General features: G+C 27.3%; 17 protein-coding genes. 2 read left to right on the forward strand and 15 right to left on the reverse strand.

Features of this window, described 5'->3' with window-relative positions; all coding sequences use genetic code 11:
- Positions 1-53 precede the first annotated feature (53 nt).
- Both MPF19_RS00330 and MPF19_RS00335 read right to left on the reverse strand, forming a co-directional pair.
- Positions 54-770, reverse strand: coding sequence for a 3'-5' exonuclease (locus MPF19_RS00330; protein WP_203393275.1), 717 nt, complete (start codon positions 768-770; stop codon positions 54-56).
- A gap of 94 nt (positions 771-864) precedes the next feature.
- Entirely contained in the window at positions 865-1,671 is an 807-nt protein-coding gene (locus MPF19_RS00335; protein ID WP_249986333.1) for a T9SS type A sorting domain-containing protein, read from the reverse strand.
- 240 nt (positions 1,672-1,911) lie between these two features.
- Between MPF19_RS00335 and MPF19_RS00340 the strand changes: the two genes are divergently transcribed.
- Together MPF19_RS00340 and MPF19_RS00345 are read left to right on the forward strand one after the other, a co-directional pair.
- Positions 1,912-2,610, forward strand: a complete 699-nt coding sequence (locus MPF19_RS00340; protein ID WP_203393277.1) for a response regulator transcription factor — start codon at positions 1,912-1,914, stop codon at positions 2,608-2,610.
- Between the two features lie 10 nt (positions 2,611-2,620).
- Positions 2,621-3,661: a sensor histidine kinase gene (locus tag MPF19_RS00345; protein ID WP_203393278.1), complete on the forward strand. Its 1,041-nt coding sequence runs from the start codon at positions 2,621-2,623 to the stop codon at positions 3,659-3,661.
- Here the strand turns inward: MPF19_RS00345 and MPF19_RS00350 are convergent.
- From MPF19_RS00350 to rfbB, 13 genes are all read right to left on the reverse strand, one after another.
- Complete coding sequence (locus tag MPF19_RS00350) at positions 3,626-4,684, reverse strand: glycosyltransferase (protein WP_249986334.1); 1,059 nt, start codon at positions 4,682-4,684, stop codon at positions 3,626-3,628. The genes MPF19_RS00345 and MPF19_RS00350 overlap by 36 nt on opposite strands.
- 180 nt (positions 4,685-4,864) lie before the next feature.
- A complete protein-coding gene (gene purD / locus MPF19_RS00355) occupies positions 4,865-6,139 on the reverse strand; it encodes a phosphoribosylamine--glycine ligase (RefSeq protein ID WP_249986335.1) in 1,275 nt (424 codons plus the stop codon).
- Between the two features lie 112 nt (positions 6,140-6,251).
- The gene (locus MPF19_RS00360; protein ID WP_203393281.1) at positions 6,252-7,022 is read right to left on the reverse strand and encodes a glycosyltransferase; all 771 of its coding nucleotides are present in this window, start codon (positions 7,020-7,022) and stop codon (positions 6,252-6,254) included.
- Between the two features lie 3 nt (positions 7,023-7,025).
- Positions 7,026-8,381 (reverse strand): exopolysaccharide biosynthesis polyprenyl glycosylphosphotransferase, encoded by a 1,356-nt coding sequence (locus MPF19_RS00365; RefSeq protein ID WP_249986336.1) that lies wholly within the window; start codon positions 8,379-8,381, stop codon positions 7,026-7,028.
- The gene (locus MPF19_RS00370) at positions 8,382-9,473 is read right to left on the reverse strand and encodes a glycosyltransferase (protein ID WP_249986337.1); all 1,092 of its coding nucleotides are present in this window, start codon (positions 9,471-9,473) and stop codon (positions 8,382-8,384) included. It lies immediately after the preceding gene.
- Positions 9,470-10,660 (reverse strand): O-antigen ligase family protein, encoded by a 1,191-nt coding sequence (locus MPF19_RS00375; protein ID WP_249986338.1) that lies wholly within the window; start codon positions 10,658-10,660, stop codon positions 9,470-9,472. Before MPF19_RS00375 ends, MPF19_RS00370 begins: the two co-directional genes overlap by 4 nt.
- Complete coding sequence (locus tag MPF19_RS00380) at positions 10,657-11,451, reverse strand: glycosyltransferase (RefSeq protein ID WP_249986339.1); 795 nt, start codon at positions 11,449-11,451, stop codon at positions 10,657-10,659. Before MPF19_RS00380 ends, MPF19_RS00375 begins: the two co-directional genes overlap by 4 nt.
- On the reverse strand, positions 11,444-12,835 hold the full coding sequence (locus MPF19_RS00385; protein WP_249986340.1) for an O-antigen ligase family protein: 1,392 nt from the start codon (positions 12,833-12,835) through the stop codon (positions 11,444-11,446). Before MPF19_RS00385 ends, MPF19_RS00380 begins: the two co-directional genes overlap by 8 nt.
- The gene (locus MPF19_RS00390; protein WP_249986341.1) at positions 12,825-14,012 is read right to left on the reverse strand and encodes an oligosaccharide flippase family protein; all 1,188 of its coding nucleotides are present in this window, start codon (positions 14,010-14,012) and stop codon (positions 12,825-12,827) included. Before MPF19_RS00390 ends, MPF19_RS00385 begins: the two co-directional genes overlap by 11 nt.
- Complete coding sequence (locus tag MPF19_RS00395) at positions 14,005-14,697, reverse strand: glycosyltransferase family 32 protein (protein ID WP_249986342.1); 693 nt, start codon at positions 14,695-14,697, stop codon at positions 14,005-14,007. Before MPF19_RS00395 ends, MPF19_RS00390 begins: the two co-directional genes overlap by 8 nt.
- Positions 14,698-14,756: 59 nt before the next feature.
- Positions 14,757-15,311: a dTDP-4-dehydrorhamnose 3,5-epimerase gene (rfbC, locus tag MPF19_RS00400; protein ID WP_249986343.1), complete on the reverse strand. Its 555-nt coding sequence runs from the start codon at positions 15,309-15,311 to the stop codon at positions 14,757-14,759.
- Positions 15,308-16,165, reverse strand: coding sequence for a glucose-1-phosphate thymidylyltransferase RfbA (rfbA, locus tag MPF19_RS00405; protein ID WP_249986344.1), 858 nt, complete (start codon positions 16,163-16,165; stop codon positions 15,308-15,310). Before rfbA ends, rfbC begins: the two co-directional genes overlap by 4 nt.
- Before the next feature lie 2 nt (positions 16,166-16,167).
- Complete coding sequence (rfbB, locus tag MPF19_RS00410; RefSeq protein WP_249986345.1) at positions 16,168-17,175, reverse strand: dTDP-glucose 4,6-dehydratase; 1,008 nt, start codon at positions 17,173-17,175, stop codon at positions 16,168-16,170.
- Between the last annotated feature and the right edge of the window lie 3 nt (positions 17,176-17,178).

The raw sequence follows: 17,178 nt of genomic DNA on the forward strand, positions 1-17,178 counted from the left end.
TTTTTATTTTCTTTCCGTGTCGCTTAGTTTCTCAATGAATCTCCTTGCAACAACTAAACACTTACAATATCTTTATCTGTTAATAATTTTTGGTTGTTAAAACGCAATAAAATTTGAGCCACTGCAATCGTATCTTTTTCGCAATACGTTACAATTCTTTGTATGTTTTTTTCTTTATAATACACATCAGCAACCTCACTCCCATCAATATCATCTTTAGGAGATGGAATTCCTAAAATAGACGTTAATAATTTTAGAGAGGTATAATGTTTATAATCTCCAAACTTCCACAATTCTAAAGTATCTATATGCGGAACTTCCCACGGTTTCTTGCCAAATAAATTTAATTTATTAGGTAAATCTATTTGATGTACAATCATTCTTCTGGCAATAAACGGAAAATCGAATTCCTTACCATTATGCGCACATAAAACGTTGCTTTTCTTCGTAAAATGCTTGTTCAATAAAACCTTAAAATCAATTAAAAGTTGATGCTCATCATCACCATAAAAAGAAGTTAAACGCAATTGTTTTATATTTTCTACATCTACAAAATACCCCACAGAAATACAGATTATTTTCCCAAACTCTGCCCAAATTCCGGCACGTTCATAAAATTCTGCTGCCGTAGTATCTTCTTTACGTTGATACAGTGTTTTCTTTGCGTAAAGCTCTTGTGTTTCTTTAGACAGCTGTTCCCAATTTTCGTATTCAGGAACCGTTTCAATATCCAAAAACAGGACATCATTTAGTTTTAAAGGTAAATTCATAGCAATATATTTTCTTTTTCACCTAGAAAGATACTAAAAATAAAAAAGCCTCGAATTAATTTCGAGGCTTTATAAATAAAAATGAGTTTAGAAATTATCTAATCACTAATTTTTTTGTTGATGTTTTAGCTCCTTCTGTAACTTTTAAAATATAAACACCAGAATTAATTCCGGATACATCTAAATTTTTCTTTAAACCAGAAAAAGAAGTAAAAAACACTTTTTTACCAATAACACTAAAAACAGCTACTTGTTTAGTATCTGAACTGCTACTAGAAACTGTAAACTTTTTATCTGTAATTGGGTTTGGGTATGTTGTAAAACCTTCTATAGCATTGTTTTTTACTGATGCTGTAGCGTTTTTTACAAATGATAAATCATCCCAATAAGTTACAGAGTTTTTATAAGATCTCACTTCGTAATAAAAACCATCTACACCTGCAGGAGCTGTAACTGTAACTTCATGTCTAGACCAAACACCACCATTATTGTCTAAATAACCATTTTCAGGACCTCTTAATACATCTGTTGAAGCATTGTTACTAGTCCCTGTATGATAAACAGTCGTAGAACCATTTTTCCAAGTACACCAAATTCTAGCATCCTCATCATCACCGGCAGTAACTTTATACCAAAAACTAACAGTATAGCTTTCACCAGGAACAATTCCTGTAATTGTTTGACCTAAATCTTTCGTTTTGCTTTGCACATCTCTTTTAGCTGAAAAAGAACCAGAATGAGCATCTGTAGATTTTGATAAAACCTCTGCTTTTGTCCAACTTGTTGGAGATGTATCATCATCCCAATTTTCTAAACCTCCGTTTAAAAGCATTTCTTGTCCAAAAGAAACTCCTGTTAAGCAAAGTGTCATTAATAAAGTAAAAATGTAATTTTTTTTCATATGATATTTTTTTTAAGTTATATACGTAAAAATATAAATAATTAAATTAATCACACCTCATAACAAATTAATTTAGAGTTAACATAACAAATAAGTCAAAATATTGAATTTTAAACAACTAGATTCACATACATTAGATTAACGTTAACAGAATCCTTCTACATTAAATGATTGTTAAGGAATCGTTATAGTCAAATAATTATTACTATTTTTGAACTTACATAGTTTTTAAATCCATTTATGAATAAAAGTGATATTAAAATTTTATTGGTTGATGATGAGCCAGATATTATAGAAATTGTAGGTTATAATTTAAAAAACGAAGGCTATCAAATATTTACAGCAACCAATGGTCTTGAGGCTGTAAAATCTGCTAAAAAAAATATTCCACATCTAATTTTATTAGATATTATGATGCCAGAAATGGATGGAATAGAAGCTTGTGAAAAAATTAGAAAAGTAAAAACATTAGAAAATGTTATTATTTCCTTCTTAACAGCAAGAGGCGAAGACTACTCTCAAGTAGCTGGTTTTGAGGCTGGTGCAGATGACTATATTACAAAACCTATTAAACCTAAAGTTTTAATAAGCAAAGTAAAATCTCTTTTACGTAGATTAAAAACAGAAAAAGATAGCGAAGAAACCTTTAAAATAGGTGACATTGTTATAGATAGAGATGAATATGTAGTTTACAAGGCAGGAAAAAGAATATCTCTACCAAGAAAAGAGTTTGAATTATTTTCTTTATTAACTTCTAAACCAGGTAAAGTTTTTAAAAGAGAAGTTATTTTAGATACTGTTTGGGGAAATGAAGTTGTTGTTGGTGGTAGAACTATTGATGTACACATTAGAAAACTGCGTGAAAAAATTGGTGACGATCACTTTAAAACCGTAAAAGGTGTTGGTTATAAATTTGTTTTAGAAGGCGCAGAGCATTAAAATTGCCTTAATGAAATTTAAAAAAACATATTCTTATGCACTTTGGTCTGCAGTTTATTTAACGCTATTAACTGTTACAATTGCAGCCGTATCTTATTATTTTTTCACAAATCATTTAGGTATTAGCGCTATACTTTTATCTATTGTAGTACTTTTTGTAATTTCATTTTTTATTATTCAATATAGAACAGAACACTTTATTTATAGACGTCTTAAAAAAATATATGAAGACGTTTCTATTTTAGATGTAAACGATTTACGTAGAGACTCTGTAACTACAGATATTGAAAAACTTTCTAAAAGAATGCAACGATTTGTAGAAGGTAAAAGATTAGAAATAAAAAGCTTAACAGAAAGAGATTCTTTTAGACGCGATTTTTTAGGAAATGTTGCGCACGAACTTAAAACGCCTTTATTTACTGTACAAGGCTATATTTTAACCCTAATTGAAGGTGCTGCTAACGATAAAGAAATTAGAACAAAATACCTAGAAAGAGCTAATAAAGGCGTAGAAAGGCTGGTTGCTGTTATTAAAGATTTAGATATGATTGCCAAATTAGAAAACGATGGTATGAAACTAAATAAAGACGTCTTTAATATTTTAGAACTTGTACAAAATGTTTTTGACATGTTTGAAATGAAAGCTAAAAAGAGAAATATTACATTAAAGTTTGATAGAATTTATGAGTTTCCACTTTTTGTTAAGGCTGATATAGAAAAAATTGAACAAGTTTTAATAAACCTAGTCGTTAACTCTATTAAATACGGGAAACCCAATGGCACAACTATAATTACCGTAGAAAGCTATAATGAAAATAAGTTTATTGTTAAAACGATAGATAATGGAGAAGGCATTAAGCCACAACACCTTTCTAGACTTTTTGAACGTTTTTACAGAGTAGACCAAAGTAGATCTAGAGAACAAGGTGGTTCTGGCTTAGGTTTATCTATTGTTAAACACATTATAGAAGCTCATAACGAAACCATTTTATTAAAAAGTACTTATGGAGAAGGATCAGAGTTTTCTTTTACGCTCGAAAAGCCTAAATAAACCTGCATCTAATATTGTTTCAGTCGTTTTTAAACCTTTATAAATTTCCGTTTTAGAAATATCTTCTTTTACAAAATCTTTCATTTCAGAAAATGGAGCATACTTTTTTTGTTCTAAAAATGACGCCAAATATTCTTGCTCTTGCTGATGTTCTGTAGGAATAAAAAACACTTTTTTACCTAAAACCGCCAAATCCATAATAGAGGAATAACCAGATCTACAAATAACAATTTTACTAGAATTGATTAACTTTTGCAGATCGTTTGAAAGCAAATAATTGTAAAAAGTATTATTTTCTGAAATCCAACTTTTTTGAGTTGCTACTACTTTCCCTAAAACAAAAACTATACTTCTAGAATCGTTTTTAAAAGCTGATATCAATTTATTTTCTAAAAAGCTCCTGTTGGGCTCTAATCCAGATAAAATGACTAAAACATCTATATTTTGAGTTAATTCTTCTTTTTTAAACCTACTTAAGACTCCAATAAACTTTATATTCAGATTTTTTTTGGTTGATGATAGTTTCCCTGAAAACTCAGAATCCTTATTATCTGGAACCCAACATTCATCAAATTTTTTAATTATTTTTTGATGAAAATAGGATGTTATAAAAGTAGTACTGCCAGATAAAACATTTACTTGATGTGTAATATAAACAGAAGGAACTAACGAGCTTCTTACTCCGAATCTATTATCTGAAATAAGACCAGCAACGTCTTTATTTTTAAGTATAAAATCATTGATAATTTTACGCTCTTCTCTAACTGCTTTTAAAACTTTAGGTATTTGCAAAAGTAATCCCAACTTTAAATTTCTATGGTAAGAAATATTATAAGCTGGGATTACTAAATATTCTAAGTTCGGAAACTCTTTTTTTAAGAAGGTTAAAGCATTTCCGTCTGATGCGATAATAGGAATATAATTATTTTCTAATAATGCATTTACAATAGGCACACAACGTGTTGCATGGCCTAAACCCCAATTTAAAGGTGCAATTATTATTTTCTTTTGGATCGCTTTCATTTTTTAATAATCACTAAAAAACTCGAATAAAACAGTTGCTTTTAAACAAGTGCGTTAAGGATTGAAACGGCATCCTTTTTTTCTTTTTCTGAAAAAAAGATATAATCTTTCGACTCCGCTCAAGATAAATTCCAAGCCTGTTAAAACCTGCCTGCGGCAGGCACCCAAATAAAAACAGATCTACGTTAAATCGAAACCAATGTCTTTTCTATAATTCATTTTATCGAAATGAATCTTATCTATACTTTTATAACTCTTTTCTAAAGCCTCTTCAATGGTGTCGCCAAAAGAGGTTACCGCGATAACTCTACCTCCGCTTGTAACAACTTTGCCGTCTTTAATGGTAGTTCCGGCATGAAAAACGAAAGAATCTTCTACGGTATCGAAACCTGTAATTTCCTTATTTTTCTCGTATGCTTCTGGATATCCGCCTGAAACCAACATTACCGTAGTTGCCGTTTTATCAGTTACAGAAAACGATTTTTCATGTAAATTCTGATTTGCTACTCCTTCAAATAATTCAAATAAATCTGAGTTTATTCTTGGCAACACAACTTCCGTTTCCGGATCTCCCATTCTTACGTTGTACTCAACAACAGAAGGGTTTCCGTTATCGTTCATTAAACCAATAAAGATAAAACCTCTGTAATCTATTCCGTCTTTTTGTAAACCTGCAATAGTTGGTTTTACAACCAATTCTTCTACTTTATCTAAAAATGCTTTATCTGCAAATGGTACAGGAGAAATTGCGCCCATTCCGCCAGTATTTAAACCTGCGTCACCTTCGCCAATTCTCTTATAATCTTTTGCTGATGGTAAAATTTTATAACTTTTTCCGTCTGTTAAAACAAAGACAGATAATTCTATTCCTTTTAAAAATTCTTCGATAACAACGGTTGTAGATGCTGCTCCGAATTTTTTATTAGAAACCATTTCTTCTAATTCGGTTTTTGCTTCTTCTAAAGAGTTTAAAATTAACACTCCTTTTCCTGCTGCTAAACCGTCTGCTTTTAATACAAAAGGTGGTGCTAAGGTTTCTAGAAAATCAAAACCTTCTTGTAAATTATCTTTCGTAAAAGATTGATATCTTGCTGTTGGAACTCCATGTTTTTGCATGAATTGTTTAGAGAAATCTTTAGACCCCTCTAACAATGCTCCGTCTTTTTTAGGTCCAATTACTGGAATATTTTTCAACGCTTCGTCTGCCAAAAAGAAATCGTGAACTCCAGCTACCAAAGGTACTTCTGGACCAACAACCACCATTTTAATGTTGTTTTCTAAAGTTACTTTTTTAACCGCTTCAAAATCTGTAGCATCAATATTAATATTGGTGGCTATTTTATCTGTTCCTGCATTTCCTGGAGCTACAAAAAGTTGATTAATTTTTTTACTTTCTAATAATTTAATTGCAAAAGCGTGTTCTCTACCTCCAGAACCTAAAATAAGTACATTCATTGTTTGTTGTGTTGTTGTTACCGCAAATATATTTTAAATTCTTTGGATTCTCGCTTTCGATAGAAAGACATTTTGTAGAAACCTTAATTTTTAAGGAGCTCCTTTTTTAAAATCATATTCCCCATTTAAAAAAATATTTAATAGCTGAAGCTGAATGATGTAAAAAAAGTTTCATATTCTTTGATGATCCTTTTTTTAACACATGTATGATTTCTTCATTAGGGTAGTAAATTTTTCTTTTACCTATTAGATCTATCTTTTTACAGATATCAACATCTTCCATATACAAGAAATACCGTTCATCAAAACCTTCTATTTCGATGAAATCTGCTGTTTTATATAAGTGAAAACAACCAGTTACCCACTCAACAAAAAAGGGATTATCTAAACCTTTATCATTATATTGACCTTTAAATTTATTAGATTTTAAAAGTGGTTGTAAGAAAGAAAATCTTCTCACTAAAAGTTCTAATACTAAAGGAAATCTTCTGCAAGAGTATTGATGATCTCCATTAGGAAATAAAACCTTTGGAGCAATCATAGCGGTATCTTCATTTCTCTGCAATTCTGAAATTAAATTAAGTATTACTATAGATTTAAAACTAACATCTGGATTTAAAACCAAGTGAAAATTAGATTTTTCTTTTATTTTTGATATAATTACATTGTGCCCTGCTCCGAAGCCAATATTCTTACCTACAGCTATATATTCTATTTCTTTTTGTTTAAAAATATCTTGAAATAATTTTTCTTTAGTATTATCTATTAAATAAAGTTTTTTCTTTAACGGTATACTTAAAAAACAATTTATTGTATTTGTAAGTTCCTCTAAATTCTCATTGTAAAGAACAATAGATACAGTAATGTCTAACTTTTCTTTCATTTATTAATATGCGTTTTCTTCTCCGTTAAAAACGTTTAAAATAGTTTTAATAATAATCTTAATATCTAAAAAAAACGACCAGTTTTCTATGTAAAATATATCTAAACGAACTCTATTTTTAATATCAGATGCTTTTCTAATTTCTCCTCTATACCCGCTAACTTGCGCTAACCCCGTAATTCCTGGTTTTACTATATGTCTTTTAAGATAATCATCCACATCCTTTTGATACTCCAAAGACAAAATTTCTAAATGTGGTCTTGGTCCAACAACACTCATATCTCCCATGAAAACATTAAAAAACTGAGGTAATTCATCCATACTCGTTCTCCTTAAAAAGGCACCCATTTTTGTAACTCTAGTATCATTTTTTGTAGCATGAACTTTATCTGCGAACTTATTTATTTTCATGGATCTAAACTTATAACACATAAATTCTTTACCATTAATACCTTCTCTTTTTTGTTTAAAAATTAAAGGCCCTTTAGACTCTAGCTTTACTAAAAGCCAAAGAATTGGCATTAACCAAGATAATACAAACAAAAAAACAAAAAAAGAAAATAAAATATCAAATACTCTTTTTGTGTAAAAATTTTCAGCAAACTCAAAAGGTAGTTTATTTACATTTAAAACCATTAAAGTATCATCATAATACTCTACACTTTGATTTTTACTATATAATTCGCTAGCATTAGGAATTAATTTTAATTCAATATTTTTATCAATTGCAAACTTATTTATTTTTTTAATTTCTTCTTGTGACAAGATTGTTAAAGAACAATAAATTTGATCTACCATATTCTGATTCACATATTCAAAAACACTTTCTATACTACCTAAATACTCTTTATTCTTATAAACTTTTTTAGAAAAAAACCCCAGATATTTATAACCTAAATTAGATTTACTTTTAAAAAGTTTAATAATATTTTTAGAGGAATCATCAATACCAATAACAATCGTTGTTCTAAGGTTGTTACCTAAATATCGATATCTTTTTAAAAGAAAATACCAAATAAATTTTAAAAGAGAAATAATTAAAATAATAGAAACCAAAATTAAAAATTGATTATTGATAACATCACCCTCTCTAAAAACCCCAAAATAAGCAAAGTAACCTAGAATAAATAACGTAAATTGTTTTCCTAAAAGCGTAAAAATTCTTAATACCTTAGTAAATCTATAAACTTTATAAAAGCCTAAGACACGAGAAATAAGTAACCAATAGATAGAAATATAAGATAAGAATGAGAAATTTAAATACTCTTTATCATACACAAAATAAACAATAGTATTAATAATTATTAAGTCTACTAATGCTTTAAGTGGTCGTATTAAATAGGAAAAGCGTTTTTTCATCTAATCTAATTCTAAGGTTTCAATTACTTTTTTATGAAATTTATTTTTAAAATTATCTATTGAAAAACCTAACGAATGTTCTCTTATCGATTTGCAATTAAACTTAATACTTTCAAATTTATTAATTGCATCGGTTAACGATGCTACAGTTTGTTCTTTAAAAAATATTCCCGTTTTATTTTCTACAACTGTGTCTAAAGCACCTCCAGAGCCATAAGCAATTACTGGTGTACCACAAACTTGTGGTTCTATAAGTGCAATTCCAAAATCTTCTTTACCACAAAAAACAAAAGCTTTTGCTTTTTTTAATAATTGCTTAGATTCTTCTGGGAATAAATATCCTTTAAACTCAATATTTTTATTTGCTCTTTCTTTAAATTCCTTCATTAAAGAACCATCTCCAATAATAACTAATTTTTTGCCATTCTTATTAAATGTATCTATTAACAAGTCATATCTTTTATAAGGTTCTAACCTACCTACAGATACATAAAAATCTTCTTTTTCTTCACAATACTCAAAGTCATCTACATTTACTGGTGGGTTAATGGTATGTACTTTTCTCTTATATTTATCTATTGCCCAATTAGAAACAAAATCAGAAACAGATATTATTACTGTAGGTTTTTTAGACATTCTTATATCAAACCTTCTCATTGAAGGTATAATAAAAGAACCTATTTTTTTTATCCCTTTAAAATACAATTCTTTTTCTTCCCAAACATATTTTAAGTTTCTTGCCACTAAATAAGAAATATGTCTACTACTTTTTTTATAACTTATTCCTTTTACAACAGAATGTGTAACACTTATAATAAGTGCATTTTCTTCTTTAACTTTTAATTGTTTTAAGAAAAAAGGGAAAAGAGGTAATGCTGCTCTAAACTTACTTCCAAATATTTTTAAAAAAGTTGTTTCTATAGGAATCTCAGTATTACCAAATATTTTTTTTAAATTTTCTTTTGGCATTATATTGATTAAAACATAAACTTTATCAAAATTGTATTTTTGATGTAAATATTTTACAACCTGTTCTGATCCGGCATAGTCATCTAGCCAATCCATCACTAATATTTTCTTTTCTATTTTCATTTTTTTTCTTTCGTAATTTTATGAAATAAAGGTATAAAAACACCAAATAAATATACACCTAATTGCCTATGAAATAAATTTTCTACCATTAAAAAAAGTACAAAGGAACAAATAACAAATATCGAATTAAAACTGTCCTTAAATGTATACAAAGAAAAAAATAAAATTGATAACATTAATGTTAAACCAACAATACCTCCTTCTAAAAAAATATCAAAAAATTGATTATGAGTATTAAACTTTGTTTCTACATAATAATCTTTTTTTGAAACATTTTCTATAGTAGTATTATAACAATTATTTAATTCTTCTTGAATAAATTTACGATTACTGTATCCGAAATAAATATTAAACTCTGGATGAATTATTTGATTAAAAAAACAGTCCCAAATAACAAATCTTGGCTCTTGATTTTCTATTACTTTAAGAGTATTCGCGTAAGAGCTTTTTATATGTAATCTATCTTTTAAATTTTTATTCATAGTTAAAAAAACTGCAACTACAACTAAAATAGCAACTCCCCCCAGAACTGAATTCCTTTTTGAAAGTTTAAAATAGTTTATTGCTTTTGCTACTAAATATATAATTAATAAAAACAATGCCAATCTAGCAACTATTACATACAGAAAAACAGCTATTAAAAAAGCGAATAAGATATAAACTTTTTTTTCGTTTTTTAACTTCAACCTAGGCAACAATACGCTTGTTAAAATGATTGCCATTAAACACATAAAACCAAAATATGGTCTATGAATTAAAATTAACTCTTGTACTTCTGATGTATTACCAAATGGAAGTGTTTTAAATATAAAGTAAAAATTTACAATTTTATAAACTGAAACTGAAACCGCTAAAAAAACACCTAGTATATATCCTTTTATAATAAGATTTATATCTTTTATATTAAAAATTAAAAAACTTAAACCTAAAACAACTAATAGATGTTTGTATAAAAAAAAGTTATCAACAAATGAATTAAAAACAACTGCTTTAATAAAAAGATAAGATATATAAATTAAAACAAGTTTGATGTACTTATTAAAAACAACAACTTTGTCTTTTTTAATTAAAAAAACCAACAGAAGCAAACCTAATAATATGTTAGGTATTGCAGCAGATATTGGTAAAGAAAACAATAATGCCGAAAAAATTATATCAAATAAATAATCTATTTTTTTTACTATCAATTTTTAATAAGACTTTTTAATTTAATTAAAAGGGATAAAGGTAAAATGTAAAGCAAACAACTCCGTAACAAACCATATATAGGATAAAAACCAAAATAAAAGTTTTTTAGTATTAAAACAACTCTATTTTTTGCTTGTATTTTTCTTAGGAGCGTAGAAATTCCTTTTGGATTTAACTCGCATTTTACTAAAACCTTATTAATATTAGCAACCTTAAAGTTATTCGTAACACTAAAAAAGAAAGCATAATCTTCTGCAGCTTTATACTCTATTGGATACAGGCCAATTATTTCTAAAATATTATTTTTAAACATAATAGTTGGATGAATATGCATGGCATTAATAAACATCTTTTTTCTTATTAGCTTATCTTTTTCTGGAACTTTTAGGGTATAAACCAAATCACCATTTAAATTTACAAAATCTACATTACTACCAACCAATGCAACTTCATTATTAAGTTCTAAGAATTTTTCTTGTATTTTAAATCGATCCTTTACACAAATATCACCGCAATCTAACCTTGCTGTAAGTTTATATTTTTTACTTAAAATAAACTCTAACCCCTGGTTTAAGGCTATTTCAATTCCTTTATTTTCTTTAAGGTACTTAAAAGAAACAACACCTTTTCCTAAATAAGATGATGTAACTTTACTTTCATCAAATTTAATAGTACTTCCATCATCAACAACAATAATATCTAAAAACTCATCTATTCCTATTGATTTTAAAGACTTATAAAGTCCATTAGGGTTATTATAGTGAGGGATTAATAGTATAACCTTATTCATTTTCTATTTTTTTTTGTTGAATTTGTACAATCAATAAAGCTAAACAAATCCAAAAACCATATACTCTAAAGCTATCAAACTGTAACCAATTAATTGAAAAGCCAATAAAAGAAACTAATAATACAATTGGTACTATTTTTTCAATATCATTTCGGTTTCTAATTAGTTTTTTACATTGATAAAATATTAAAAAAAGAAACAAAACAAAAATTAAAAAACCAATTAATCCTGTTTCTGCAAGTAATCTAGTAAACATATTATATCCTGGAGGAAAAGATCTATCTTTATTATTTAGGTAATACTCTTTAAACTCATAGTTTTTAAATGTAACCCATTTAGGGTACTTATCTTTTGCATGATAAGCCTGCTGCCCAAAACCAACACCAATTATGGGGTTTTCTGCAAAAACCAACAAAGATGTATATTGAATGCCAAATCTAGATCTATTAGAAACACTCTTTGTTAGGTTTTTCTTAAAATTAAGTGTGCTTAATTTAGTTTCAACTGCTTCTACGACTTTCTTTCCATTAAAAATAAAGAGTAAAAGAATTAATGTACTAAACAAAAGTAAAAATCTTTGTATTACTTTTTGGAATTTTTTATTTACGGAAAAGGTTATCCAAATAAACACTAAAAACTGAAATAAAACCACAATTAGCGCCGTTCTAGATCCTGAAAAAAAAGTTAACAAAAAAACGACTAAAGTTGGTATGTATTTTTTTAGCCCTTTTGATGTTAAAATATAGCTAAACATCCATCCTCCTACTGTAATTAAGTAAATTGCTAAGAAAGGAGGTTCATAAGAAACAGAAGAAATTCTTTTAGAATCAAAATCTAAACTTGTTTCTGTAAACGGAAAATAATCAAATAGAAAAAAAACATTCTTTAAAAAGGATAAGTTAAAAACTAAAATTAGAATTTCTAAAAAAGAATAGGATGAAATAAAAATAAACGAGTACAAAAACACTTTTCTTAACCGAAGAAATATTATCTTAATTTTATAGCTACTAAAAACGTTGTATGCAGTAATAAATAAAGTTAGGGCTATTAATAGCGATAGTAGTTGCCTAAAAAAACGATTAAAACCAGATGTTTGCTTTAAATAATTTTGATAAACAGAAATTGAATTTAAAAATGTGGTAAGAACTAACCAAGTAATTATGAGGAGTAAAAATTGAAAGAAGAGATTCTTTTGTGGTACTTTAATTTTCTTCTTTAAAACAGCATCTAAAACAAATGAAAAAAATGAAAAAAGAAAAAAAACAATTGCCCCATCTTTTCTATATTCTCCTAAAAAAGGAATACCAACATAAGAATTAAATGGAATAAAAAAAATTCCAAGAAAAAAGAGAAATGTATATGTCTGTTTTAAATTAATTCTCATTCTTATTATTTCTTAATAAAATATATGAAAGAAAAGCAGCACCAAAATTTATAATTAATTGAGATAGCAAAGTAGAAAACGCAGCTATCATCATTCCATATTTTTCTATAAAAAAGTAATTAATTATTATATTAAATAAAATAGCTAAAACACCTAAAGTAAATAAATATTTATATTTTCTATAAGCTATTAAAAATGAAAAAGGAAGCGTTATATAAGTTATAAATGAACCAAACATTAAAATATTAGTGTTCCAAAAAGAACTTTTATATTCAAGGTAAATATAATTTGTTATAATCCAATTAAATAAAAAAGTTCCTAAAAAGATAACGACAGAAAATAGAATTACTTTCTTAAAATTTTTAGATATAAAAGTTAAGTAATTATTTTCTTTAGCAATTTCTATTTGCTTAATATTTAAAACTGTAAAAATTGGCACAACCAACATTAAAGAAATATTATAAATTTTAAGAGAAAAAGAATAAATACCTAAGTCTTCTTCTGTTAAATAAGCATCTACAAAATACGAGTCTATAAATGATATAAATGGAACTAATGCTGTATAAAAAATTAAAAATTTTGATTGAATTGTTTGATTCTTTAACCTTGTAAAATTAATATTAAATTCTATCTCTTCTTTTTTCAGAAAAACAATAGCTATAGAAATCATCGCTAAAAAAGTAACCAAGTAATTAAATTCTAATAACTCTATATAATTATTAGAATCTAAAATATAGAAGAAAATAATTGTTGTAAAAAAGATACCTAATTGCCTAATAATATCAACAATACCATAACTATAATACCTTTCTTTAACATTTAAATATGATTTTAAAGAGGTTCCTACTAAAAAAGTAGCTGTGAATAACATATAGGTTATTAAATTTAAATCTTTATTTAAATAAGAAATAATAAAATAAAAAGCAGGTGATAATATTATTGATAAAATAAGAATTCCAAAATTAAATTTTTTGTAATTAAATGTTTTATAATCTACTAAGTAAGAAGACAAAAAGGGATCTACAATAACAGCTATTAAATTTAATAATAAAAGCGAATAACTATAATTTCCAAAATCTTCTACTGATAAAAAAAACAATACTATAGCTATATTAACAAGTCCCAAAGACTTGACCACTATATGTGAAGATAATATTTTGAAAATATTTTTAAACATTTTTCTTAAGAATTCGTCTATAAAACTGTCCTAGTTTAATGGATATTTTTTTTGCAGGGCTAATCCAAGACATATTAAAGTGATGAATTCCAAAAGTATTTTTACTGATTACAATTTTACCATTTGTAAAGCTTTTGGGACAGAAAAAATCACTTGGATAAATTCTTAAATTATCAAGAATTAATTGTTGTTTGTTGTTTTTTAGAAGTCCTTTTTTATTTAAAATACTTGATATTATTTCTACATTCGTAGTTGTATTTAATCCGTCTTTTAAAATAAACGATTTATTATCATAATAACTTAATAACTCTTTTATTAAATCGTTATTTTTCACACTACCTATTATACTGCTTTGCACAGAAACATCATCCTCAAACCCAGTAAAACTTTTATTAATCAAGAAGTCATCAATATTTTTTAGTAGCTCCATATCAGAATCAAGGTAAACTCCTCCATAATTATAAAGCGCCCAAAGTCTTATATAATCCGAAACAAAAGCCCACTTTTTCTTTTGATAAGCTTCTTTTACAAATAAAGGTGCTTTATTAAAATCAAAGTTATCCTCATTCCATTCGATAAATTCATAATTCCCACAATATTTTTTCCAAGATCTCTCACATTGTTTTACCAATTTAGGTTTTTCTTTACCACCAACCCAAATTGAATGTATAATTTTAGGAATCATAGACTTTAGTTTTAGAAATTATTTATAGTTAGCTTTTTATATTACAACTATAAATCTTTCTATTTTGTTGTTTTCATAAACTCGTTAAACGTTTTTAACCTAGTATCCTTTTCCGATAATGTAATTTTATCCGCAGGTATTTTCCAATCAATATTTAAATCTTTATCATTAAACAAAACACCATCTTCTGCTTCTTGCTCATAATAATTATCACATTTATAAGAAACAATAGTGTCATCTTCTAAAACAGAAAAACCATGTAAGAAACCTCTTGGCACAAATAATTGCTTGTTATTCTCTGCAGATAATTCTACAGAATATACTTGTCCAAAAGTTTCAGAATCTTTTCTTGCATCAACTGCAACGTCTAAAATTTTACCTTTTACAACTCTAACTAATTTTGCTTGTGCAAACTCGCCTCTTTGTAAATGCAAACCTCTTACAACGCCATATTGAGAAGTAGATTGATTTCCTAGAACAAAATCTCCATCAAAACCTGTTTTTTCTTGAAACTCTTTTTTATTATATTCTAATAAAAAACACCCTCTATTATCTTTAAAAAAAAGCGGTTCTATTACAAAGCAATCTTTTAATCCTGTCTCTTTAACTATCATTTTATTTCTAATAAGTTTTTTCCATAACCACTTTTTAATAATGGTTTTGCTAATTCATACATTTCTTGTTTAGTAATAAAACCTGCTCTAAAAGCAGCTTCTTCTAAAGAACCTATTTTTAAACCTTGTCGCTCTTCTATTACTTGCACAAATTGAGATGCTTGCATTAAGGAATTAAAAGTACCTGTATCTAACCAAGCAGTACCTCTATCTAAAACGGTTACTTTTAACTTTCCTTTTTCTAAATACGCTTTATTAATATCTGTTATCTCCAATTCACCTCTTTTACTTGGCTTCATATTTTTTGCAATTTCTATAACAGAGTTGTCATAAAAATAAATTCCTGGAACCGCAAAATTAGATTTTGGGTTTTCTGGTTTCTCTTCAATAGAAATAACATTAAAGTCATCATCAAATTCTACAACACCGTAGCGTTCTGGGTCATTTACATGATATGCATATACAATTCCTCCGTCTGGGGTTATATTTTCTTTTAATAACCTAGGTAATCCAGAACCATAAAAAATATTATCACCTAATATTAGAGCTACATTATCTTTTCCAATAAATTCTTCACCAATAATAAATGCTTCTGCCAATCCATTTGGTTTTTCTTGTACAGCATATTTAAAATCACATCCATATTTTTTTCCATCACCCAATAATCTTTTAAATAATGGTAAATCTTGAGGCGTAGAAATTATTAATATTTCACTAATCCCAGAAAGGATCAAAATAGAAATAGGATAATAAATCATCGGTTTATCATATACTGGCATTAACTGCTTACTAATTGCTATTGTAAGAGGATGCAGCCTTGTCCCAGACCCTCCAGCTAGTATAATTCCTTTCATATTTAATTATATTTTTCTAAATACCATTGAATGGTTTTTTTAATTCCTGTTTCAAAATTTTCTTGGGCATTCCACCCTAAATTATTTTCTATTTTAGAAGCATCAATTGCATATCTAAAATCGTGGCCAGGTCTATCTTTTACAAAGCTAATTTGTTCTTTATATGATTTTTCTTTAGGTAACTCTTTATCTAAAATTTCACAAATAATATTTGCGATATACAGATTATCTCGTTCATTTTTACCTCCAATATTGTAGGTCTCTCCTGTTATTCCTTTCTTATAAACTAGCTCGATACCTTTACAGTGATCTAAAACATACAACCAATCTCTAATATTTTTTCCATCTCCATAAATGGGGATATTTTCTCCAGAAATTGCTTTTCTAATTATTGTGGGTATTAACTTTTCGTCATGTTGTTTTGGTCCGTAGTTATTAGAACAATTTGTGGTAATAACATTCATTCGATAGGTATGAAAATAACTTCTTACCATAAAATCTGATGATGCTTTTGAAGCACTATAAGGGCTATTTGGCGCATATGAAGTCTCTTCTGTAAACAAACCTATTTCTCCTAAAGTTCCGTACACCTCATCTGTAGAAATATGATGAAATCTACAATCTTGATAACCTTCTTTATATACGTTTGGAGATTCCATCCAGTAATTTCTAGCAATATCTAATAAATTAAAAGTTCCAAAAACATTTGTTCTTACAAAAGCATCAGGATTTTTAATGGAATTATCTACATGAGATTCTGCTGCAAAATGAATTACTCCAGAAAAATTATATTTATTAAATAATTCTTCTACTAAATTCCGATCACAAATATCTCCTTTAATAAAAGTATATCTAGAGTTATCTTTAATCTCACTTAGATTAGAAACATTACCGGCATAGGTTAATACATCTAAATTTACAACTTGTAAATCTTTATTATTTTTTAAAAAATAAGGAATAAAATTTGCACCTATAAACCCTGCTCCTCCTGTAATAAGAATTGTTTGCATTTA

Source organism: Polaribacter sp. Z014, assembly GCF_023555435.1.
Taxonomy (GTDB): Bacteria; Bacteroidota; Bacteroidia; order Flavobacteriales; family Flavobacteriaceae; genus Polaribacter.